This window comes from Paenibacillus sp. MSJ-34, assembly GCF_018918005.1.
Lineage (GTDB): Bacteria > Bacillota > Bacilli > Paenibacillales > Paenibacillaceae > MSJ-34.
Map to the genome: position 1 here is coordinate 26,674 of NZ_JAHLPR010000012.1, position 23,132 is coordinate 49,805.

Here is a 23,132-nt window from a genome sequence, read left to right on the forward strand (position 1 = left end):
GCCCGCGCTTAGTGCTGCAACGTCATCTTCGAGCGAATCGTATGCAATACGTCGGTCACAATGCATTCGGAAGCGCGATCCGATGCCAATTCGGCAAGCCGCTGCTTCATTCGCCGCATTTGTTCCGGATCGGACAGCAGCGCCGTCGCTTGCAACGTGAACCGTTCAAAATCGTTGGAGACGATGGCCGCTCCTTTCCCCGCCAAATATTTGGCATTCTCCCTTTCCTGGCCGGGGAACGGCTTGAAAATAAGCGGAGGCATATTCATTTGGATCGCTTCCGACAACGTGATTCCGCCCGCTTTCGTTACGGCGCAATCCGCGACCGCCATTAGCTCATGCATATTTTCCACATAGCCCAGCAGCTTTATCCGCGGTTCTCCTTGAAGAGAAGCCGTCAAATTGGTTTTCAGCCGTTCGTTTTTCCCGCAAACGACAACGACTTGATTGCCCGGGATCGCTGCCAGCTTCCGTACGATCCGTTCCGTGAACTGCATGACGCCGTAAGCCCCGGCCAGAACAAGCGTCGTACGCATATTCGGATTCAAATCGTATTTTCGTCTAATTTCTTCTAAATTTTGCGTTTCGTAAAAAGAATGCCGGATCGGAATCCCGCTCGTCTTCACTTGATCGGCCGGTATGCCCTGCTCGATCATCTTGTCGCGCAATTCGTCCGTCGCAACGTAAAACTTATCGTTCTTGGACAAAATCCAGCGGTTATGCAAAGCGAAATCGGTTAGAACGGTAAATGTCGGCACGACCGCGCCGACATAACGGCAAATTTCCGATACGTCCAAATGCGGGAACGTGCTAATAATGGCGTCGGGACGTTCCGTCGAGATCAATTCCTTCAATTTCCTCGCCCCGAGCGAAAAAACGGGCTTAATCAAACGATTTTCCGACGTCATATTTCTTGTCGCATAATAACTCCAACCGTAATAATCCAGTCCCGTCGTTGACAGCATGCTGCTCTTCAAGTATACGTACTTGATGGCTGAATTTAAGAAAGGGTGGGCTTCGGCAAGCAAATCCAACACCTGCACCGAGCGGACGCCTTGTCGCACGAATTGTTGCCGCAACGCGCCCGCGGCTTGATTGTGCCCTTCTCCGTAACTCGCCGTTAAAATCATAATTTTACACTTTCCATATAGGTCAGTGTCCATAAATCAGTGACCCCCCCTTAGAATGAAACAAAGGAACGCGCTTAAAGCAGCAATATCCTTACAAAAATATTCTAAAACGGATGGTACTGCAATACAAGTTGTTACGGTAAAGAACGGCTGGTAATTTTATGCCTTTTACCGCTTCCGGGCGTTTGGCGGTTTATTGTTGCGATCGGTTATAGTGTGGGGAATCGGCAATACGGTTATTCACAAAGCGGAGCGCTTGGCTAAAATCCCCGTAAATCCGGCAAAAAATCTTTTCTTATAGGGCGGTTTGTTATATAATCTTTGTCAACCAATTCGGACAGTGTATCGACAAATCGTTGAAAGGCGGTGAATGCGTTTGAGCGATAAAATAACGGATCAGAAAAAACAAATTTTGACGACGGCCGCGAAACTGTTTTCGACAAAAGGCTTTCATCTCACTTCCATGCAGGAAATCGCGGAAATAACCGGAATATCCAAGGGCAGCATGTATTTGCACTTCCGGTCGAAAGATGAGCTGCTTCTCAGCATCTTCAAGTTTTATTTTCAACAAATCAAAGAACGCATCCTTCTGATCGAACGGGACGCCCACATTAGCGCAAAAGATAAATTTATCGCGCAATTGGAAGCGATGCTTCATCAATTTATCGATTTCCACGACTTCTACGCGATGCAGGATCAAGACAAATCCCATATCGCCAACAAAGCGGTTCATGCTTACATGCGCGAAATCAAATTCGAGACGCTGGAATGGGCGGAGAAAACGTTGTGCGCCGTATACGGGGAAGAATTGAAACCGTACGCAACCGATTGCGCCCTCCTCTTAAACGGTTTGATGATGCCTTATCTGCGGCTTATCTATAAGGAACAAATCCCTCTCGATCTAACCAAGACAGCCCGGTTCATCGTGCGGCAAATGGATTACATCGTGGTCGGATTGCTGCGGGAGACGCCGGCTCCGCTTGTCTCGACCAACGTATGGAACGCTTATCAACAATATTTGCAAAAAACGGATAAACCCCATCCGCTCGTCATCGTCAAGTATATGAAAGACAATTTGGAAAGTTTGCCGCTTGAGCTGGAGCAATTTGAATTAGCGTATCAAACGCTGCATATTCTGGAACAAGAACTAATGGAGCTTAAACCGCGCAAAGCGATATTGCGGGGCATGCTCGGCAATTTAAAGGAATTGAAGCAGTTAGAGCCTCTCACGAACAAGTTGAACGATTCGATCTATGCGCATCATATGGAATGACGGCTGCATCGCATGTTGATGCGGCCGGTTTTTTTCCCCGCACTTCTCAGTCCCTCCCGCTCTCTTTTCATCTACTATAGAGGTTTGACCCCATCTTGTTACGTCATAATTTTGTCAAATTATCTAACATTTTAAGTGAAATTCGTTTTAATCGCCTTTATAATCTCTCTAAATTATAAATTTTATGTTAGATTGTCTGACAGGGAGATGAAGAGAATGAAAAAACGATTTTTAGCAAAACATGCACTCGCCGTCGGAACGGCTCTCGGTTTCATCGGGTTGTTTCCAATTGGTTCGGGACGCGCGTCCGCGGCGGAAGAAACGAGCGTGCAAGCGGTCAGCATCGGGCTGGATGCCCTTTGGGTCATGATATCGGCGATTCTGGTCCTTTTTATGCAAGGGGGATTCATTCTTCTTGAATCGGGCTCGACGCGGATGAAGAACGCGGGCCATGTAGCAGGGAAAACGATTTTCACGGTTGGGCTTTGCAGCTTGATATACTGGGCCGTCGGTTACGGCTTGATCTTCGGAGAAAGCGGCAACCTCTTCATCGGTTGGGGAGACTTCTTCTTCAACTCGCAAGCGGCGGACGGACTTCCGCCAACCGTTTTCTTTACGTTCCAACTGGCCTTCGCGGCCATCTCCCTGTCGATCGCATGGGGCGGATTTGCCGAGCGGGCGAAGCTTTCCGTGTATCTCATCTTTACCGTATTGTTCACAGCTATCGTCTACCCGGTTATTGCGCATTGGATCTGGGGCGGGGGCTGGCTTGCGGAACACGGCAAACAAGATTTCGCCGGTTCGACAGTCGTCCATTTGACGGGAGCGATGGCCGCGCTCGCAGGCACGATTTTATTAAGGCCTCGTATCGGAAAATTCAACAAAGACGGTTCGCCCAATGAGATCAAAGGGCATAACCAAGTATATACGACTTTGGGCGTTCTCATTCTGTGGGTCGGCTGGTTCGGGTTTAATGCGGGAAGCACACTCTCCGTCGGCGACGGATTCTTCGGATTCGTGGCAATGAACACCCAGCTTGCAACCGGCGCCGGCGCCGTTGCCGCACTCGCCGTCAGTTGGATGTGGAACGGGAAAGCGGATATCCCCACACTGTTAAACGGTACTTTGGCCGGATTGGTCGCGATCACCGCGTCTTGCGCGTTTGTCGATCCTTGGGCGGCGATCGTGATCGGCCTTATCGCAGGCGCGATCGTCTTCTTCAGCGCCAAAATGTTCGAGAAATGGAGAATCGACGATCCGATCTTCGCTTTATCCGTCCACGGGATGGCAGGAATTTGGGGGACGCTGGCCAACGGTATTTTCGCAACGAGCGAATTGGCGGAAAAGGTCGGCGTCGGCAAAGGCGGCTTGATCGCGACGGGAAGCTTCGACCAACTATGGGTGCAAATATACGGCGTCATTGCCGCCGGCGGTTTTGCGTTTGCCGTTTCGTTCCTTATTTTATTCGCAATCAAGAACATATCCGGCCTTCGCGTTCATGAGGAACAAGAAATTGTCGGCCTCGATTTGAGCGAGCACGGCGAATACGGATACCCGGAACAGATGAAACATGCTCAGCAAAACATGTAGCAGGAGGGGTGTCATGCCATTGCCGCCGCTACAACTTCTTAACCCAATTATCGATGCGGCTCCCGATCTTGAGCAGCTTAGCCAGTTAAGAAAATCGCTAACGGCCATGCTTACGGTAAGCGTCAATCGCAACGGACCGGAAGGTTATGCATTGCATGCGCAATGGAACGAAATTCAAGATCGTCTCATCAGCCGGGCGGTTCGGCTCGCCGAGACAGAGTTGGAGCTTCAAGGACGAATTGCTCCATGCCCTTATACGTTTGTTCTGTTCGGAAGCGGCGGACGCGGGGAACAATGCTATGCGAGCGATCAAGATAACGGCATCCTGTACGACGATCCGCAGCCGGGCCGGGAGGAGGAAGCCGCCGACTACTTCCGGAGGTTAGGAACGGAAATCCAGTTTGCATTGCAATCGATCGGTTACCCGCCATGCCCCGGCCATGTCGTCTGCGGCAATCGGGAATGGAGCTTACCGATATCGGAGTTGCTTCATAAATGGCAGGTTTGGTTCGCGAATCCCGCTTGGGAACATGTGCGCTACTTGTTGATTTGCGCGGATATGCGCCCGATAGCGGGACATACGGAATTGGCCGGCAAGGCAATGCGGCGTTTTCACGACACGCTGAAAGATCATAAGCCGGTTATCGCCGCCATGCTTCGCAATTCGATGCGGCACCAGCCGGTTCTCGGCCTGTTCGGCAATCTCGTCAAAGTTCCTTACGGCGAGAATGCGGGCGGAATCGAAATCAAATACGCCATTTATATTCCGTTTATTAACGGCATCCGCTTTCTAAGCATGATGCACGGAATGGCCGCCGCATCGACGATGGAACGAATCGGCCTATTGCATCAAGCCGGCGTATTCGCCGGGCATGAGGCCGAGAAGCTCCGGGAAATCTTCGCCGTTTGCCTGCATTTAAGAAACATGACGTCAAAGGCGCACACGCCGGAAGGCTGCTGGCAATCGAGCGGCATTATCGCTGCCGACCGTCTGTCCAAGGAAGTGCGGCATCACATCAGAACATGCGTGCATGAAGCGAAATGGCTGCAGCAGCGCGTTCTTGCCGAGTATAAAAGTCGGGAAAAAGGAGCCGGATCGACATGAGGACGTGGGGATCGGCCTCGGAAATATGGAAGCTGTACCGCAAAGGCGGGCTAACCCCGGCCTTCGCCTCGATCTTCGATCTGGAAAGCGCGCAGCAGATTGCATATATCCGGTCGCTTATGAAAGACCAGGCGCGGTACAATATGGATCATGTATCTCTTTCGGAACTGCAGGCCGTCGTTTTCGATCTGGAGACGACGGGCTTTGCGCCGCAGCAAGGCGACGAGATTATTTCGATCGGTGCAGTGGCGCTATACGGCGATAGGTGCGCCGAGAACGAGCTATTTTACAGTTTGGTGAATCCGAATCGAGTCATTCCTCCGCATGTCGAGCAATTGACATCGATAACGAACGAGTTGGCAAGTCAAGCGCCCGGCCTGATCGAAGCGCTCGGCAAATTTCTCGATTTCGTGCGAAACCGGGTGCTCATCGCGCACGGCAGCGGCCACGACAAACGTTTTATTAACGCCGCCCTATGGAAGACGTCCCGGGTCATGTCGCAGCATCGGGTGCTCGACACGATGATCGTTGCCTCCAAACTGTATCCCGAACGCCAAGGCTCGACGTTGGACGATTGGCTTCATTATTACGGATTGGACAACGCCGGGCGTCATCACTCTCTGCAAGATTCGCTCATGACGGCCAAGTTATGGCTCGCGTTGATGGACGATGTCCGCAGCCGTCAAGACGTGAAGACGCTAGGCGAACTGTACGCTTTTCTGGGACAAGAATAAAATGAAGGGACTCGCCTAAGCGGGTCCCTTCGCTTTACTCGCAGCTTTATTTTCCGTTCAACAATCGGTCGTATGCATGATGCCATCTTGCTTCGGTTTCTTCTTCCGTTAAAGCTAAATAGTCGAATAAGGTCATCAATCCGTCCCGCTTCATATTGCCCAGCACAAACGCCATCGATTTCTCGTCATGAACATGTTGCAAAAAATGAACGATTTCCGGTCTCATTGGTTGCCCCTCCCCGACATTCTCTTATATGGAATGTTAAGCGTATTGTTCCAGCCTGGATCTGATCTCGGCCGTAGCTTCGACCATCACTTTCAACGAAGCGACCGTTTCCTCGATCCCTCTCGTCTTCAATCCGCAATCGGGGTTAATCCAGAACAGGCCGGCAGGAAGAACCCGAAGCGCCCGCTCGATCATCCTCACCATCTCTTCCTTCGCCGGAACCCGCGGACTATGGATGTCGTATACCCCGAGACCGATTCCTTTGTCATAGACATTCGTCTCGAAGGAAGCGACCAATTCGCCGTGGCTGCGGGACGTTTCAATAGAGATGACATCGGCGTCGAGCGCTTTGATCGCGTCGATAATGTCGTGGAACTCGCAGTAGCACATATGCGTATGAATTTGCGTCGTATCCTTCACATTAGAGGTTGCGAGCCGGAACGACTCCACCGCCCAGGTCAAGTATTCGTCCCAATGCTCTTTCTTAAGCGGCAATCCTTCGCGCAGCGCCGGTTCGTCCACCTGGATCATCTCGATGCCCGCCTGTTCGAGCGCCTTGATTTCCTTGCCCAAGGCGAGCGCGATCTGATAAGCGACCTCGCGGTTCGATATATCGTCGCGGACGAAAGACCATTGCAATATCGTCACAGGTCCGGTCAGCATCCCTTTCACCGGCTTGTTCGTCAAGGATTGGGCGAACAGCGTTTCGCCTACCGTCATCGGCCGTACGAAGCGCACATCCCCGAATATAATAGGCGGCTTGACGCAGCGGGAACCGTAAGATTGGACCCATCCGTTCTGCGTAAAAGCGAATCCCGCAAGCTTCTCCCCGAAAAATTCGACCATATCCGTCCGCTCGAATTCCCCATGCACGAGAACGTCCAGGCCGATCTCCTCCTGCAGGCGAATCCACTCCCGAATTTGCTCTTTCATGAAAAGATCGTATTGCTCGGCGGACCATTCTCCCTTTCTCCACAATTGCCGCGCCCGGCGAATTTCCTTCGTCTGCGGGAAACTTCCGATCGTCGTCGTCGGCAATGGCGGAAGCTGCCATTTGTCCCGTTGAATCGCTTGGCGCTCGTGGAACGGCAAGTGCCGGCTGCTTGGCTGCTCGGCGAGCCGAGCGGTGAGGTCTTGGCGCTCCTTGCGCCAAGGCGATTGAGCCAAGCGATCGAGCGCAGCCCGGCTGCTCTGCAACGCGGCCGTTACGCTTTCGGCGCCTTCGTTGACGGCTTGCTTCAACACGGACAATTCGTCCAGCTTCTCGTCCGCAAAAGCCAACGCATCCCGCAACGCCTCATCCAACCGCTCCTCCTGCCTAACGCTGACCGGAACGTGCAGCAAGCTGCAAGAAGGTTGGACGATGAGCCTGTCATAAGGAACGATGGCGGCAATCGTCTGCAGCAACGCCAATTTGTCTTGCAGATCCGATCGCCATATATTTCTGCCGTTGATTACTCCGGCACCGAGCACTTTATCCGCAGGGAAGCCGAATTCTTGCAAGGACTTCAGATTCTCCTCCCCGCCATGCACGAAATCGAGCCCGATGCCGCGAACCGGCAAACCGATCAAGTCGCTGTACAAGTCGACCGCGTCGAAATACGTCTGCAGCATGACGTTCAAGCCTGGCGCTGCTTGCGCAAGCCGTTCGTACAGGCCGGCAACGAGCTTCATCTCCGCGCGGGATATCGAAGTCGCTAAAGAAGGCTCGTCGATCTGCACCCATTGCGCTCCCGCCTGCTCCAATTGCTGCAGCAACACGGCATATACGGGGATGAACCGGTTCAGGACGCTTTCGAAGTCGGATGCCGCATACCCTTTGGAAAGCTTCACAAACGTATAGGGACCGATCAAGACCGGCTTCCCTTCGATTTGCAGCTCACGCTTCGCCTCCAGATAAGCCTGAAGCGGGCGGTTCACCGTCAAGACCGGATCGGCTTCGCCGATTTCAGGCACAATGTAATGGTAGTTCGTATTGAACCATTTGGTCATTTCGCAAGCTGGCGCCTGTTTGCTGCCTCTAGCCATGGCGAAATAAGTCGCTAACGACACTTCTCCCCCTTCGTATTCAAACCGTTCGGGAACGAGTCCGAACATCGCGGCCGTATCGAGCATGTGGTCGTAAAGTGTAAAGTCTCCGACCGGAATCAGTTCGATCCCCTTCTCTTTCTGTTTGGCCAAATGCGCGAGCCGGATCGTCTTTAATTCTTGCGTCAGTTGATCTTCGTCGATTTGATTCGACCAAAACCGCTCCAGCGCCTTTTTCCATTCCCTGTTCGCCCCGATTCGCGGATAGCCGAGATTGCTGTTTCTTACGTTTTTTACCGATTCCGTCATGTTCATCGTTCCTCCGTCTCCTTGTTTTCCAATCCCAAATAAAAAAGGGCGTTTTTACCAATGGAAATGAACATAGGCAAAAACACCCCAGTTTGCGCAACTGACGTCGTTAACACCTCCCTATCTCCCGTAGGTACAAAACAGTGCTGTCAGAACAGGCAGGTCTCCTGGCTCCAGTCTCATCGTCATTGCTGCCTTCCCGGACGAATCCAGTGGCTTCTCGGCAATGACTCCTCTGTTACAGTGGCGGGACCGCGTCGGCATTGCACCGAACTTCCCTTTTAAGCCTTGAAATCGCGCTTCAAGGCACCTATCCCCACAATATATTGTTGTGTATGACGACTATATATCAATATATAGGATGTGTCAAGAGCAATTCGTATGCTTTAGGAGTGTTGCGGCGTTCTTGCCTTTCGGGGGACCTTCGCACCGCGCGCAGCTCCCGGCGCGCGGTGTTTGGCTGCATGTCGACGGTCGGTCGGCCACATGCGGCCTTCCGAATTGTAACGGATGCTGCGGACGTTATTTTATGTTTTTTAACGCATTTTCATTTCTAACGGAAGCCAGTGCGCTTATTCCACTAAAATCGGGCGAAAAAGAGGTCCGTGGCTCAAAATAAGGTCCATGAGTTCCGTTACATTTTGCAAGCCGCCCATTTCCATGAAATAAGGGCCGCTGGTTCCGTTAGCTTTTCACTGTGAATGAAATCATTTGGGAAACGGCAAGATTCGGTCTATAATAGCATTAAGTTGCAAACGAATCGGTCGGCGGTTGATCCCGCCCTATCCCACTTGGAAAGGATGATAAATGATGAATCAATTTCGCGCGTTCGTCGTGCATCAAGCGGAGGACGGCTTACATGCGGCAGTCGCGGAGCGGTCGGTGAATGATTTGCCGCAAGGCGAAGTAACGATACGGGTTGCCTATTCGAGCGTCAACTACAAAGACGGGCTCGCCGCCAGCCCGCGAGGCAATGTCGCCAAGCAATATCCGCTCGTACCCGGCATCGATCTGGCCGGAACCGTGTTGCATTCGAGCGATCCGCGCTATGCTGCCGGGGACGAAGTGCTCGCAACCGGGTACGGCCTTGGCGTGTCGCATGACGGAGGTTTCAGCGAAGTGGCGCGGGTTCCCGCGGATTGGATCGTGCCCCTTCCGCAAGGGCTAAGCATGAAAGAAGCGATGGCGTACGGAACGGCCGGCTTTACCGCGGCGCTGTCCATTCAGCGGCTGGAGGAGAACGGCCTGACGCCCGACGGAGGTCCGGTATTAGTTACCGGCGCGACGGGAGGCGTCGGGAGCATGGCGGTGGCGATGCTCGCCAAATCGGGTTACGAGGTCGCCGCCAGCACGGGCAAGGCGTCCGAACATCAATATTTGCGCAAGCTGGGCGCGCAAGAAATTATAGACCGCAGCGATCTTGTCCCCGAGAAGATCCGCGCGTTGGACGCGCAGCGATGGGCCGGGGCGGTCGATCCGGTCGGGGGACGAGGCCTTGCTTATATACTCAGTACGGTTAAGTACGGCGGGTCGGTCGCCGTTAGCGGGCTAACGGGCGGAACCGAATGGAACGCAACCGTCTTTCCGTTTATTCTGCGCGGCGTGAATTTGCTCGGCATCGACTCCGTCTATTGTCCGATGGAGAAGCGGTTGAACCTATGGGAGCGCATGGCCGGCGAGTTGAAGCCGGATCATCTGCTGTCCGATATCGGCCGGGAAACGTCGTTGGACGAATTGCCGGCTATACTGAACGATATCTTGCAAGGAAAGGTCCGGGGCCGGACGATCGTCAAGCTGTAAGCTGGGTTTGGTTGCACTTGCTCTTTACGGGTATATGCAGCAGGTAGATTAATGGCCGGTTTCGCTAAAAAACGATGCCTCTTGCGGTGTTAACGCATTTTGAGGCGCTAGCGTTTCATCGAGACATTGCTATGCGGAACGTACGGCCCTTATTTGGCGTCAAAATTGCATATTCGCTGTTTAGGCGGACATTGGCTCCGTTATTCCTTCGCCGGAGGGCTTATTTTTACGCTTTTGCTGCAAATAAAGGATTGCATGTCAGCAAACTGTCCCAAATCGGGCTGTTTGTCACAATTAGCGTCTCCTGTGTCCGCGAAGTTGGGAGTGGAACGGTTGAATGATGGTGCTGGGCCGTAACTCTTGTTCCTATCGTTACCATGGGAGATTCAACGACCTGGCCCTTTCGTATGATTGATTTTTTTCCTTTTGTCGATATCCCCTTCGTTCAGAGAGCCGGTTCGCAAACATGTCTGAGCGGTCAAATCCTCCCCTCCGCTTGTCCCGGGCACGTCGACCTAGATGACGATTGTTTCTTTATCATCTTCATAACAAAAGGCAGCCTTCCGTTCTGAGCGAGGGGGATTTTGACAGAAGGTAAATCGTTCTGAGCGAGAGGGATTTTGACAGAAGGTAAATCGTTCTGAGCGATAGGGATTTTGACAGAAGGTAAATCGTTCTGAGCGATAGGGATTTTGACAAAAGGCAAATCGCTCTGAGTGAAGGGGATTTCCACAAAGGGCGAAAAAATAACGGATCGAAAAAACCTTCGAAATCCGTTATTTTTTGGCTCATCATCCCGCCTGAGTCATCTGCGGAGCGGACGGTTTCGGCCGCTTCGGCTTGCGTAAAGCATAATATTGCGGCAGTGCGATGCCCACGATAATGATCGCGATTCCGATCCAGCGCAGGGCGGTAACTTCCTCTCTCAATACGAGCGAAGCGGCAACGGCTGCCGCCGGAAGCTCTGCCGCGCCGAGAATCGTGCCTAGGCCTGAGCCGACTTTGGGCACACCGATCGCGAAGAAGATGACCGGGATAATAATGCCCAGCAGTGCGAGCGGAATGGCGTATTTCCATAAGCCGTTCGCGATCGCGCCGTTCGTTAGGAACGATGGCGAGAATACGATTATAATCATGACGATCGCTCCTGACACCATGAACAGGCTTTTGGACAAAACAGGCACATCCGTGCCGACTCTGCCGCTTGCAAAAATATAAAAGGCGAAGGAAACGGCGGCCAGCAAGCCGAATACGGTACCCTTGGCGGTTAACGTTCCGCCGCCCGGTTCGAGAATTCCGCTGGCGAATACGGTACCCGCCAGCAGCACGGCAACGGACAGCAGTTTCGTCATCCCCGGGAACTTGCGATCGGCGATCGCCTCCAGGATGATGCCGATCCAAGTAAATTGAAACAGCAACACGACCGCGATCGATGCCGGAAGCTCTTCCACCGCCACGCCGTAAAATACCGATGTCGTGCTGAGGCTTAACCCTGTCGCCATTAACAGCAACGCTTGGCGCGCCTTCACTTTGCGCCGGGAAAACAGCAGAACGAGAATCAACAGCATCAATAAGCCGAAGAAAAATTGGCCTCCAAGCAATTCGTTCACGGTAAATCCGTCGGCGAATCCTACCTTCATTATCGTCGAGAGCGTTCCGTAACTGCAGGCGACCAAGAAAACAAGCAATGAGTACTTCAACATTTTCATCTCTAAAGACCCCCTAACATATGAAAAACCCCTTGTCCGAAGACAAGGGGCGAATGAAACCAAAGCAATACGTTAATTCGGCTTTGTAAAGTTCCGCCACTCCTTCCCGTAAACGGGAATGGAGTTTGATGTACAACAACGATATCCATTTACACTTTCTTTATCATAGTATACAACGCAAAAAACTGTCAATCGCTAAAAATTCCCCACTTCGGTACAAGGCAACAACCGACATTCGTTTGAATAGGCTAAAGCAACAAAACAGTGGGCGGTGATCCGATGAACGAAAATCAAACATTGCCGGCGACGATCGTCACATACCGGTTGAAACGGCCGAAACTGGACGTTCTGTATCCGGCCGTCTCCGGCTTGCGCAATCCGGCCGCGCAACAAAAGATAAATGCGGAAATCGCGAGAACGGTGCATGAATTGAATCGGCAGCAAGGATATCCGCAAAATCCGTTGACCGAAATAACCGGCACGTATGAAATCAAGACGAATGAGCGAGGCGTTCTAAGCTTATCCCTGTATAACTATGCCTATTCCGGAGGAGCTCACGGAAACACGATTAATCGGTCCCTGACCTTCGACACGAATACAGGTCGGCTCTATCGCTTGCAGGATTTATTTAAACCGGGAGCCGATTACGTCAAGATTCTCTCCGACATCGTGGCCGTGCAGATTCAAGCACGCAAATTGCCGACGCTGGAACCTTTCGCCTCCATTCGACCCGATCAAGATTTCTATATCGCCGATAAATCGCTGGTCATTTATTTTCAATTGTATGAATTGTTGCCTTATGTATACGGTTTTCCGTATTTTCCGATTTCGGTGTATTCCATTGAGCCGATCGTAAACGAAGAAGGTCCGCTTGGCAAAATGCTGTCTTCTATCCCGCTATAGTTGCCGTTACCGCTCATGAATTACCATAACGCAACGAGGATAAAAACATAATCCGTTTATAAAAATAACATCATCCGGGCGATTACGCCCGATTGCGGCAAACGAACCCATCCTCGGAGGTGATTCCATGCGAACCGGATTGGCTTTGGCAGGCGGAGGCGTACCCGGAACAACCGCGCTCGGAGTCATTCAAGCTTTGGAAGAAGCGGACATCAAGATAACTCATGTCGCGGGGACGAGTTCCGGCTCCGTTGTAGCCGCCTTATATGCGTACGGAATGGCGACCGATAAGCTGCTCGCGGTTGTCCCGCGGTTGAACAGGCGTTATTTGGACATTGATTGGAGATCGATTTTTCTGAAGCTTGTGCTGTACCGGCCTTATCTCGACGGATGGCTGAAGGGTAAAAGATTATTCGATTTGGTGGCGGAACTGACGGAAAGTTCTTTTTTGTCCGAGATGAAAATTCCTTGCGGCATTATCGCAACCGATCTGAGCAGCGGCCGGCCGATTATTTTCGCGAAACAACCGATTGACGGATATACGACGGAATCGGAGATCAGCATCGCCGAAGCGGTGCGCGCAAGCATTTCCATTCCCGTTCTTTTTCAACCGATGCGATGGAAAGACTACGTACTGGTCGACGGAGGCGTTACGATGAACTGTCCCGTTCAAGTCGTGCGCGCAATGGGAGCCGAGCGGGTCATCTCCGTCGATCCGGTTACCCCGTTCGTCAAGCAGAAAAACCCGCTAACTTCCGCCTTATCGATCTTTAATTATGCGATCAACTTGAATTTGCAATATCAAATGCAGCAAGAACATTCGTATGCCGATCTAACATTGTTTCCGATGGTCGGCCCGGTCAGCTCGTTCGATTTCCGCAAAGTGCAGCAATGTATTACGGCAGGCTACCGGCATGCTAAAGAAAAGCTGGACGAGATCAAAAACGTATTGTCCCAATAGAAGCCGCGTCGCTTCGCGCATCTTTCCATCGATTCGCCTTCGTCATATAATGGAGAAAACAGGTATGGCGCAAGGAGGGGAATGCGATGCAAGAAGGACAATTCATCATGACAGACCCGCAGCAGGTTAACATTCACGTGTATCGTTGGCTTCCCGACAACGGAACGCCGCCGAAGGGCATCGTGCAAATTGCGCATGGCATGACGGAAAAAGCCTGCCGCTATAAGCGCTTTGCCCAGGCTTTGACGCAAGAAGGATATATCGTGTACGCCAACGACCATCGCGGACACGGCAAAACGGCAGGCCATCCGGACGAATTGGGTTATGTCGGCAAGGACGGATTCGAATGGATGGTCAAAAATATGGCCCAGCTTAACGAGCATATTCGCCGGGAGCACCCGGGTTTGCCTCTCTTCTTGTTCACTCATAGCATGGGCTCTTTTCTGGGACAGAAATATATGTATACATATCCGGACAGCATCGACGGCATCATTCTATCCGGCAGCGACGGGAAACGGGGCATCGAGCTTTCCTTCGGCATTTGGGCCGCAGGCTTGCTGACGCGGGTCCGCGGCGACCGGCATCGCAGCCGATGGATCGATTCAATGGCTTTCGGCAGCTTCAACCGCAAATTCAAGCCGAGCCGAACCCCGCTCGATTGGCTGAGCAGAGACGAGGCGGAGGTCGACCGTTATATCGCCGACCCCGAATGCGGCATGGTATGCACGATCGGCTTTTATTACGATTTTTTCAGGCTCTTGCAAGAAATTCATCGCCCGGACCTAATGAGCCGGATTCCCAGGGATTTGCCGATTTTCGTCATTTCCGGCGAAGACGATCCGGTCGGTCATCACGGCAAAGGCATTATGCAGTTGCTTGCGATGTATCGGGATTTGCAATTGACGGAAGTTCAATCGAAGCTGTATCCCGGCGCACGGCACGAACTGCTGAACGAAACGATTCGCGACGAGGTGACGGGCGACATTATCCAATGGCTGAATCAGCGGTTGGAATATTCGTCGTCATCGTAACAATGCATGACAATAACGCCGCTGCGGCTAGATCGGCATTCCAATCTGCGGAAGCGGCGTTTGTTTTCTTATGGCAGCGGCTTATTTAAATGGCTTGCAGTCCCGCCGTATTCAGAATGTTCCACGGCTTGTTGAAATGCGGTTGGAAGAAGAAATCGACAAAAGCGAGCTCGTCGATCGTCATCCGGTTTTGAATGCAAACCGAAAGGGTATTGACCGATTGCGTCAAATCCGCCTTCGACATCAATTGCGCTCCCACAATGCGCCGGGTTTCCTCTTCGAACACGACTTTCAGCGTCACAGGCTCGAAGGTAGGCATAAACTCCGGACGATCGTGATCCATTATTGTGACAGATTTCACATTCATGCCAATGCCAATAGCCGCATGCTCGGTCAAACCTGTCGAAGCGATGTTTTGCTCGTAAATTTTAATGCCCGACGTACCCTGAGTTCCCATATAGCGCAGGACAGGCCTCATTAAATTATGAGCCGCAAGCGTACCCATCCGCACCGCGTTGGTTGCAAGCGGAATGTACATATGATTCCCGGTCGGATTGTACATAACCGCGCAGTTGTCTCCGGCCGCGAAGACGTCGGGGTTGCTGGTGCGCATATATTCGTCGACGACGATCGCGCCGTTGTCCAGCAATTCCACTTGACCGCGCAACAATTCGGTATTCGGGCGAAATCCGATGCATAGAATAACCAAATCTGCCGCATATTCGCCTTTATCGGTAACTACTTTGGTTACTTTGCCGCGTGTGCCCTCGAATTTCGTAACCGTCTCGCCCAATGCGAGCCGAATCGAACGTTCCGCGAGCGTTGCCTCCACCCGGTCGGTAAACTCCGCATCCAAATATTTGGCTAACACGCGGTCGCATGTATCGATGAGCGTCACTTCCTTGCCGTTCGTTTGGAACGCCTCCACCAGCTCGATTCCGATATACCCGGCCCCGATTACGATAATGCGCCGCGCGTCTTGCGCTTTCTCGACGATGGCGTTGGAATGATTGTAATTTTTGCATAGCATAATGCCGCCCAAATCGATGCCTTCCATATTCGGAACGATAGGCCACGATCCGGTCGTCACGATCAGCTTGTCGAACGTATCGCCGAACTCTTCGCCGGTCTGCAAATTCCGCGCGCGAAGCGTCTTGCTCGCCGTATCGACGGAAACGACCTCGTGGCGCATCTTGGTCTTGACGCCAAGCTCGGCCAGTTGATCGGGCGAGGAATAGAATAAGCCTTGCGCGTCCTTCACCACTCCGCCCACGTACAAGGCGATCCCGCAGGATAAAAACGAAATGTTGTCGTTCCGCTCGTATACGGTAATTTCCGCCTCCGGATAAAGTTTGGCCGTATTGACAATCGCCGCCGTCCCTGCATGCGTACAACCGATAACCGCTACTTTCATCTGAAACACTCCTTAGTTTGTGATTTTTTTCACTTTATAAAGTGAAAATAATTGTTTCCCTTTCGACTTCCGATATCCGACATCCAACGACCCGCATACCAAGCCTGTGAGAACGGTCCGACGTACCGGAAGAAACGATTCCTATTGGTTGTGAAATAATTCACTATTACGGCGAATAAAAAATCATTATTCAAGTGACTTATGTCGTTGACAATGACCGTTATCGTTGATCACATTATAATCCATTTCCGTTCGGATCGCAATACTCTATTAAGCTGGAAAAACTACCCTAACGGAGAAAAAAGGCGCAGTCGCCGCGAAGTTGATCATAATCCGCAAATTTGGTATATTCTTTGAGAAAAGAGGAGAAATGAGGATTTGTGTCCTTTGCCAATAAAGCTTATAATTTGATACATGCTCGAACCAAATGCGCATTGGGTTTTCCAGTGCTTTTTTTCTTGACGCGAAGAGGTGTATTTTCCATTGAGAACGAATCGTAAAGAGCTGCGGTTATCCCCGCCCCAAATTTTAGTCCTCGGCTTTGCCGCTATTATTACGATCGGAGCCTTCCTGCTTATGCTGCCGATCTCGACAAGGGGGGACCAGCCGCTCAGCTTTATAGACGCTCTATTCACTTCTACGTCGGCCACTTGCGTGACAGGGCTCGTCGTTGTAGATACTTGGAGCACATTTTCCATATTCGGACAAATCGTCATTATGATCCTGGTGCAAATCGGCGGGCTCGGCTTCATGACAATGGCCACCTTGTTCGCGTTGGTGTTGAAGAAGAGGATATCGCTGCGGGAACGGCTCATTTTGCAGGAATCGATGCGAGCGACCAGCATGGAGGGGATCGTCCGCCTCATCCGCAGAGTCATTATATTCGCGCTAACGATTGAGTCGATTGCCGCGGTATTGTTCTCGATTCGGTGGGCGTTCGATATGCCGCCCGGCAAAGCGGTTTATTACGGCATCTTTCACGCCGTTTCCTTGTTCAACAACGGGGGGTTCGATCTGTTCGGCGAGTTCACAAGCTTTCAAAAATATGCCGCAGACCCTTATTTCCATATTATCGCAATGACATTAGTCGTTTCGGGCGGACTCGGGTTTATCGTATTGGCTGATCTTTACGAATGGCCCAGAAGGAAGAAATTGTCTTTGCAATCCAAAGTCGTATTATCGATGACGGGAATATTAATCTGCGTCGGAACGCTCGTTTTCTTCGCATTCGAATATGCGAACGCCAAGACGATCGGGACGATGGATTTGCCCGGTAAAATATTGGCGTCTTTCTTCCAGTCGGTTTCGACCCGCTCCTCCGGAACGAGTACGGTCAATATCGGGGATCTGCATCAAGGCACGCAATTTTTTATGATCATCCTTATGTTTATCGGCGCTGCGCCCGGTTCGACCGGAGGCGGCATTAAAATTACGACGTTTGCGCTGCTGGTAGCCGGCGTCGTCTCCATGCTGCGCGGAAGGGATGATGTCGTTCTGTTCCGGAACCGCATCGCGAAAGATTTAATTATCAAAGCGTTGACCATTATTTTATTCGCGCTTTTCATGGTGGTGGCGGTCGCGATGCTATTATCGATGACGGAGGACCGTTATTTCCTGATGATTCTGTTCGAGACGGCCTCGGCCGTTGGAACGGTCGGCTTGTCGATGGGGCTTACGCCCGAACTGTCGGCATTCGCCAAAATCGTGCTATGCGTCGCCATGTTCGTCGGACGGCTCGGGCCGCTTACGTTGGCCTATGCGCTAGGCCCGAAGAAAGAGAAGGAATTGTACCGCCATCCGGAAGGCAAAATCATAATCGGTTGACATTGGGGGGATTTCCATGGAACAAGCAATTATCATCGGCGCGGGACCGTGCGGCTTGTCGGCAGCCATCGAACTGCAGCGTATCGGCCTGTCTCCGCTCATTATTGAAAAAAACTGTATCGTTCATTCGATTTATTCCTATCCGACGCATTTGCAATTCTTCAGTACGCCGGAGCTGCTCGAAATCGGCGAGCTGCCGTTCGCGACCCCGAACGAGAAGCCGTATCGCCATGAAGCACTCGTCTATTACCGCAGAGCGGCGGAGCATTACAATCTTCGTATTCGCACCTACGAGGAAGTCGTGTCGCTCCGCAAGTCGGAAGAAGGATTTGACCTGGAAACGAAACACCGCAGCGGAAAAGAATCTCGCTATAAAGCCCGATATGTCGTGATCGCTACCGGTTATTTCGATCATCCGAATATGCTCGGGATTCCCGGCGAAGATCTAAGCAAAACGACGCATTATTTCCGCGAGGCGCATCCGTACGCCGGCTCGAAGGTAACGATTATCGGGGGCAATAATTCGGCGGTGGACGCGGCACTGGAACTGCTGCGCGTCGGAGCCGAAGTGACCGTCGTTTACCGCGGCGCGGAATTGTCGCCAAGCATCAAACCGTGGGTGCGGCCGATCTTCGAGAGCATGATTCAGAAAGGGCTTATCCGCATGCTGTTCGAATCGACCGTGACGCGGATCGAGGAAGATACGGTTTGGGCCGCATCCGCAGACGGGCAAGAAACGGCAATCGCCAACGATTTCGTCCTCGCGCTGACCGGTTTCCGCCCCGACCGGAAAATGCTGATCGAAACCGGAGTCGAATTGGCCGACGACCGCGAGAAGCCGCTGTTCAATCCGGACACGATGGAAACGAACGTACCGGGCTTGTACGTCGCCGGTGTCATTACATCGGGCCGCAATGCGAACGAAATATTTATCGAATCGGGCCGAATGCACGGCAAGACGATCGCCGCCCACATTATGGCTCGCAATGAATCCGTATAATCGGGATGAAAAAGAACCGTAATCGTAACTCTCAATCGGAGTACGATTACGGTTCATTGATTTATACGCTCTCTCTCGCTTTGCTTCGATACCATGATTTCCAGCTTTTCCGCGTTGTCTCCATCGACGCCGTCTGATTGGAAACATTCAATATGGCAGACAAAGCGCTGTACGGGGAATGTTGAAATTCCGTCGCCTCCGCCCTTTTCTTCATCCCGGAGAGCACCTCCGGATGGCTCAGCAAGTAAGTAAACTTCTCTTTCAATTCATCTTCCGACGGCGCATAGATGGCCACCCCGGATTCGACCAAGTAGTGAACATTATCTTCTTCTTGACCGGGGAGCGCTTTATAGAGCAGCAAAGGCAGCTGTTGAATCGTCGCCTCCGTCGTGGAAATGCCGCCGGGCTTCGTAATCATTAAATCCGCGCATGCCATCCATTCGTGAATTTGCTCCACATATCCGTGAACGATCGTCGTCACTTCCGACTGTTCGGCAATCCGTTCCAGCTTTTCTCTCAATTTCTCGTTTTGCCCGCACACGATGACGAATTGGACCCGATCTTTCCATTGTTCCTGCTGCAGGAAGCGTACGAAGGAAGGATGAATCATGCCCCAGCCGCCGCCCATCACCAATACCGTCAGCTTGGATACGTCCAGCCCGTGTTTTTTCCGCAGTTCGATTTTATCGTATTTCTTGTAAAAGATCGGTCTAACCGGAATTCCCGTCACTTCGATCCGGCTCTTCCCGACGCCTTGCGCCATCAGCGCTTGCGCGACCTTGGCGGAACTGACCAGATAGCGGTCCGTATACGGGTTCAGCCAATAACTATGATCCGTATGGTCAGTAATGACCGTAACGGTCGGACAATCGATGCTGCCGCTCGCTTTCAGCTTCGATACCGCGGCCGCGGCCGGCGGAAACGTGCTGACGATGATCGAAGGATTGACTTCCCATACCGCATCCTCCAAAGCCCGCAGGCTCATGCCGCTCACTGCCTTGATCGCTTTGGAGATGACGTTTTGCCTTCTCGTTTTGTGATAGAAGTAACCGTAAACGCCGGGGAAAGTCTTGATGCACTGCATGTAACAAAATGCTCCCACCTGATAGAGATGCGGCGAAGTCAGTTCCATATAGTCCATCACATGCACTTCCACTTCTCCGCGCAAATATTGCGATGCTTCCAAAATCGACTTTGCCGTCTGTATATGCCCATGACCGAGCGGACCGGACAATACGAGTATTTTCTTTTTCTGTCCCCGCAACGACATATTCATATGCCGCTCTCCTTTCTTTCCAATCAACCAATTATATATATACCGAATCTATGGTCAGATCTTGTTCGTCTTTATATTAGTATTGTAGGACGTTTTACTTTATTTCAAAACCGACTTGAAGAGGTTTTTTTCACTGGACTAAGGTCGAGGAACCATTCCACCTTAAGTTTAGCACCTGATATTAGTACATGATACAAATAATTTGACGAAGAATAAAGCGATTTGTTGCTATATTGGAAAAAGTTCTCCTTGGGGCAGAGTTCAATTGACGATAGAAACTGCCGCAGCTCCTTCCGCGATCATGCCCGCTCTCATGAACATCGGCGAAGAAAGAATCAGCCCCGCGCAAAATTAGCGTGGAATATATTGTAAGATTAATCATAAACCTTTTACTATTTGTAGGACAAGGGGGAAACTAATAGATTTCTTGGTTGGTTGGATGAATTGAGGGTACATTCGGCGATTGATTATCGTGGACGCTAGGGCGGTCGCCGGTTTCGTTGGGTAAATGACCTGATTTGTAGTGGTGGACGGACACACGATTCGCTATTTTGGCCAAATGGGCGTATTTTCGGAGATTGGCGGACTTACGTTCCTTTATTTTGCCATTTGCTGCGATTGCCGGACACATGTTCCTCTATTTCCCTGAAACAGGCCTGAATCAGGCGATTTGTCACATATAACGGATTCTCTGTCCTCCAATATGCCCAAAAGGGGGCTTTATCAGGAAATAAGGGATCTATGTCCGTCAGTATGCGATAAGGGGCGCGTATCTCCAAACGATCGCGAAGACGGCAGCTAGCCGCCTTCGTTCTGCAATTTCTCCAGCAGCAGATTGAGCTTCTTGCGCTTGGCCCGTTCCGCTCGCCGGTGTTCCCGCTCCTCCTCCCGCAACGCTTTGACAATCGAGAAGGTCATGAGCAGCAGTATGACGGCAAAGGGCAGCGCCGTTACGATGGAAGCGGTCTGCAACGCCTCGAGCCCGCCGCTCAGCAGCAGCACAACCGCAATCAAGGCTTGAATAATCCCCCAAGAAACCCGAATCTTAATCGAAGGGTCCGGATTGCCGTCCGACGACATCATGCCAAGGACGAAAGTGGCCGAATCGGCGGAAGTGACGAAAAAAACGATAATCAGCACCAACGCCAACACGGCCAAGATCGTGCCGAGAGGCAAATATTCGAGGGTGGCGAATAGAGCGGCCGTCATATCTTGCTTGACCGTTTCCGCAATCGGATAGCGGTCGAACATTTCAAAGCGAAGCGCCGTCGAACCGAAGACGGCAAACCATACAAAGCCGAAGCCGCTCGGGACGAGCAGCGTCCCCAATATAAACTCCTTGATCGTGCGTCCCCGGGACACGCGGGCGATGAACGATCCGACGAAAGGGGACCAAGCGATCCACCATGCCCAGTAGAACAGCGTCCAACTGGCCGTCCACGAGCTTTGCGTAAAAGGAGTGAGGCGCAAGCTCATTTGAATAATATTTTGCAAATACAGGCCGAGCGTACTGGTAAAGGTGTCGAAAATAAACGAGGTCGGTCCCAGAAACAGAATGAAGAGCATCAGGCAAACGGCGATCGCCAAATTGGTATTGCTTAAAATCCGGATGCCTTTATCGAGTCCGGTTACCGAGGAAGTGATGAACAGCGCCGTCAACACGGCGATGACGATTAATTGTACCGTAATATTGTTCGGCAGGCCGAACAGGAAGGATAACCCTCCGTTGATTTGCATGACGCCCAAGCCGAGCGAAGTGGCCACCCCGAATGCGGTCGCGATAATAGCCAGAATGTCAATCCCTTTGCCTAATGCGCCGTTCACCCGATCGCCGATCAAAGGATAGAAAGTCCAACTGATCAATCCTTTATACCCTTTACGGAACGTGAAATATGCAAGTCCCAGCGAAACGAGCGAGTAAATGCCCCAAGGATGAAGGCCCCAATGAAAAAAGGAATACCTCATCGCCTGCCGCGCCGCTTCCACCGTGAAGCCCTCTCCGCTCGGCGGATTCATATAGTGGCTGACCGGCTCCGACACGCCCCAAAATACGAGTCCGATCCCCATTCCCGCGCTAAACAGCATGGAGAACCACGACAAGTTGGAGTACTCCGGTTCGTCGTCATCCGTGCCAAGGAGAATTTTCCCGTATTTGCTGAACGCCAAATAGAAGCAGAACACGAGCACGATCAATGCCGTAATCAAATAAAACCACCCGAAATTTACCGTCAAAAAAGATAAGGCCCGGTCCGCCGACGCAGCCAAATGTGCGGGAGCGATCAACCCCCAAATGACAAAAAGCGATATAACGACGATCGAAACGGCTAATACCATATCGTTCAACTCCCGTGCAGCATTTCTCAAACTTGCCTTCCTTTCCTATAGCTTCTTCATTTTTCCCGGTTTATAGTCAACAAAAAAAACCGCTGGAAGAAACCGTTCCGGCGGTCATCTCGCCAATTTCGCGGTTAACGGAAGCAGGAGCACGGACGAACGATCTACTACAATCCGCGCAAACGTTGCATTAAATCTTCTGGCTGGGATCGCGGTACCATGGAAATATAACGGATTTCCGAGGTCTTATTTTTTGAATTCCAGTCGAATATTGGGATTAACGGATTTTCGAACCGTTAACATGTCGCGATCGGGTGAGAATCCTTGGTTTTGTGAAGTTTCGACAAAAATAGAGCCCTCAAAATCCGCTAACTCCGCCAAAATTGCGTTATTGGATCAAATAAGGCCTCCAAAATCCGTTAACCTTGTTCATCCCTATCGCAATCATCTGCTTGAAACGCAGTAAAACATTCGGTGCAACGCTA

17 protein-coding genes and 1 riboswitch are annotated in these 23,132 nt (G+C 51.6%); of the genes, 10 read left to right on the forward strand and 7 right to left on the reverse strand.

Annotation, left to right across the window (positions count from 1 at the left end):
- Positions 1-8: 8 nt before the first annotated feature.
- Complete coding sequence (locus KQI79_RS08120; protein ID WP_216537732.1) at positions 9-1,130, reverse strand: MGDG synthase family glycosyltransferase; 1,122 nt, start codon at positions 1,128-1,130, stop codon at positions 9-11.
- A gap of 376 nt (positions 1,131-1,506) precedes the next feature.
- On the opposite strand from KQI79_RS08120, the gene KQI79_RS08125 reads away from it, so the two are divergent.
- The 4 genes from KQI79_RS08125 (at position 1,507) to KQI79_RS08140 (ending at position 5,832) form a co-directional block, all read left to right on the forward strand.
- Positions 1,507-2,403, forward strand: coding sequence for a TetR/AcrR family transcriptional regulator (locus KQI79_RS08125; protein WP_216537733.1), 897 nt, complete (start codon positions 1,507-1,509; stop codon positions 2,401-2,403).
- Between the two features lie 216 nt (positions 2,404-2,619).
- Positions 2,620-3,993 (forward strand): ammonium transporter, encoded by a 1,374-nt coding sequence (locus KQI79_RS08130; RefSeq protein WP_216537734.1) that lies wholly within the window; start codon positions 2,620-2,622, stop codon positions 3,991-3,993.
- A 13-nt stretch (positions 3,994-4,006) separates the two neighbouring features.
- Complete coding sequence (locus tag KQI79_RS08135; protein WP_216537735.1) at positions 4,007-5,098, forward strand: DUF294 nucleotidyltransferase-like domain-containing protein; 1,092 nt, start codon at positions 4,007-4,009, stop codon at positions 5,096-5,098.
- A complete protein-coding gene (locus tag KQI79_RS08140) occupies positions 5,095-5,832 on the forward strand; it encodes an exonuclease domain-containing protein (RefSeq protein ID WP_216537736.1) in 738 nt (245 codons plus the stop codon). Before KQI79_RS08135 ends, KQI79_RS08140 begins: the two co-directional genes overlap by 4 nt.
- A gap of 46 nt (positions 5,833-5,878) precedes the next feature.
- On the opposite strand, the gene KQI79_RS08145 is transcribed toward KQI79_RS08140, so the two are convergent.
- Positions 5,879-6,058 carry a hypothetical protein gene (locus tag KQI79_RS08145; protein ID WP_216537737.1) on the reverse strand — a complete coding sequence of 60 codons (180 nt, stop codon included), beginning with the start codon at positions 6,056-6,058 and terminating at the stop codon, positions 5,879-5,881.
- Positions 6,059-6,094: 36 nt separating this feature from the next.
- Entirely contained in the window at positions 6,095-8,401 is a 2,307-nt protein-coding gene (gene metE, locus KQI79_RS08150; protein WP_301287894.1) for a 5-methyltetrahydropteroyltriglutamate--homocysteine S-methyltransferase, read from the reverse strand.
- A gap of 134 nt (positions 8,402-8,535) precedes the next feature.
- Positions 8,536-8,724: riboswitch (cobalamin riboswitch) on the reverse strand.
- A 481-nt stretch (positions 8,725-9,205) separates the two neighbouring features.
- On the opposite strand from metE, the gene KQI79_RS08155 reads away from it, so the two are divergent.
- A complete protein-coding gene (locus KQI79_RS08155) occupies positions 9,206-10,195 on the forward strand; it encodes an NADPH:quinone oxidoreductase family protein (RefSeq protein WP_216537738.1) in 990 nt (329 codons plus the stop codon).
- A gap of 791 nt (positions 10,196-10,986) precedes the next feature.
- On the opposite strand, the gene KQI79_RS08160 is transcribed toward KQI79_RS08155, so the two are convergent.
- Positions 10,987-11,904, reverse strand: coding sequence for an EamA family transporter (locus KQI79_RS08160; protein WP_216537739.1), 918 nt, complete (start codon positions 11,902-11,904; stop codon positions 10,987-10,989).
- A 279-nt stretch (positions 11,905-12,183) separates the two neighbouring features.
- Between KQI79_RS08160 and KQI79_RS08165 the strand changes: the two genes are divergently transcribed.
- The 3 genes from KQI79_RS08165 (at position 12,184) to KQI79_RS08175 (ending at position 14,799) form a co-directional block, all read left to right on the forward strand.
- Positions 12,184-12,807: a DUF3298 and DUF4163 domain-containing protein gene (locus tag KQI79_RS08165; protein ID WP_216537740.1), complete on the forward strand. Its 624-nt coding sequence runs from the start codon at positions 12,184-12,186 to the stop codon at positions 12,805-12,807.
- A gap of 127 nt (positions 12,808-12,934) precedes the next feature.
- Complete coding sequence (locus KQI79_RS08170) at positions 12,935-13,768, forward strand: patatin-like phospholipase family protein (protein WP_216537741.1); 834 nt, start codon at positions 12,935-12,937, stop codon at positions 13,766-13,768.
- An 86-nt stretch (positions 13,769-13,854) separates the two neighbouring features.
- The gene (locus KQI79_RS08175; RefSeq protein WP_216537742.1) at positions 13,855-14,799 is read left to right on the forward strand and encodes an alpha/beta hydrolase; all 945 of its coding nucleotides are present in this window, start codon (positions 13,855-13,857) and stop codon (positions 14,797-14,799) included.
- Between the two features lie 85 nt (positions 14,800-14,884).
- Here KQI79_RS08175 and KQI79_RS08180 read toward each other — a convergent pair whose 3' ends face one another.
- Positions 14,885-16,213 carry an FAD-dependent oxidoreductase gene (locus KQI79_RS08180; RefSeq protein ID WP_216537743.1) on the reverse strand — a complete coding sequence of 443 codons (1,329 nt, stop codon included), beginning with the start codon at positions 16,211-16,213 and terminating at the stop codon, positions 14,885-14,887.
- A gap of 483 nt (positions 16,214-16,696) precedes the next feature.
- Here KQI79_RS08180 and KQI79_RS08185 point away from each other — a divergent pair, with 483 nt between their 5' ends.
- Positions 16,697-18,037, forward strand: coding sequence for a TrkH family potassium uptake protein (locus KQI79_RS08185; protein ID WP_216537744.1), 1,341 nt, complete (start codon positions 16,697-16,699; stop codon positions 18,035-18,037).
- Between the two features lie 16 nt (positions 18,038-18,053).
- Complete coding sequence (locus KQI79_RS08190) at positions 18,054-19,037, forward strand: YpdA family putative bacillithiol disulfide reductase (protein WP_216537745.1); 984 nt, start codon at positions 18,054-18,056, stop codon at positions 19,035-19,037.
- 61 nt (positions 19,038-19,098) lie between these two features.
- On the opposite strand, the gene KQI79_RS08195 is transcribed toward KQI79_RS08190, so the two are convergent.
- Both KQI79_RS08195 and KQI79_RS08200 read right to left on the reverse strand, forming a co-directional pair.
- Positions 19,099-20,313, reverse strand: a complete 1,215-nt coding sequence (locus KQI79_RS08195) for an MGDG synthase family glycosyltransferase (RefSeq protein ID WP_216537746.1) — start codon at positions 20,311-20,313, stop codon at positions 19,099-19,101.
- Positions 20,314-21,111: 798 nt separating this feature from the next.
- Positions 21,112-22,647 (reverse strand): glycine betaine uptake BCCT transporter, encoded by a 1,536-nt coding sequence (locus KQI79_RS08200; protein ID WP_216537799.1) that lies wholly within the window; start codon positions 22,645-22,647, stop codon positions 21,112-21,114.
- Between the last annotated feature and the right edge of the window lie 485 nt (positions 22,648-23,132).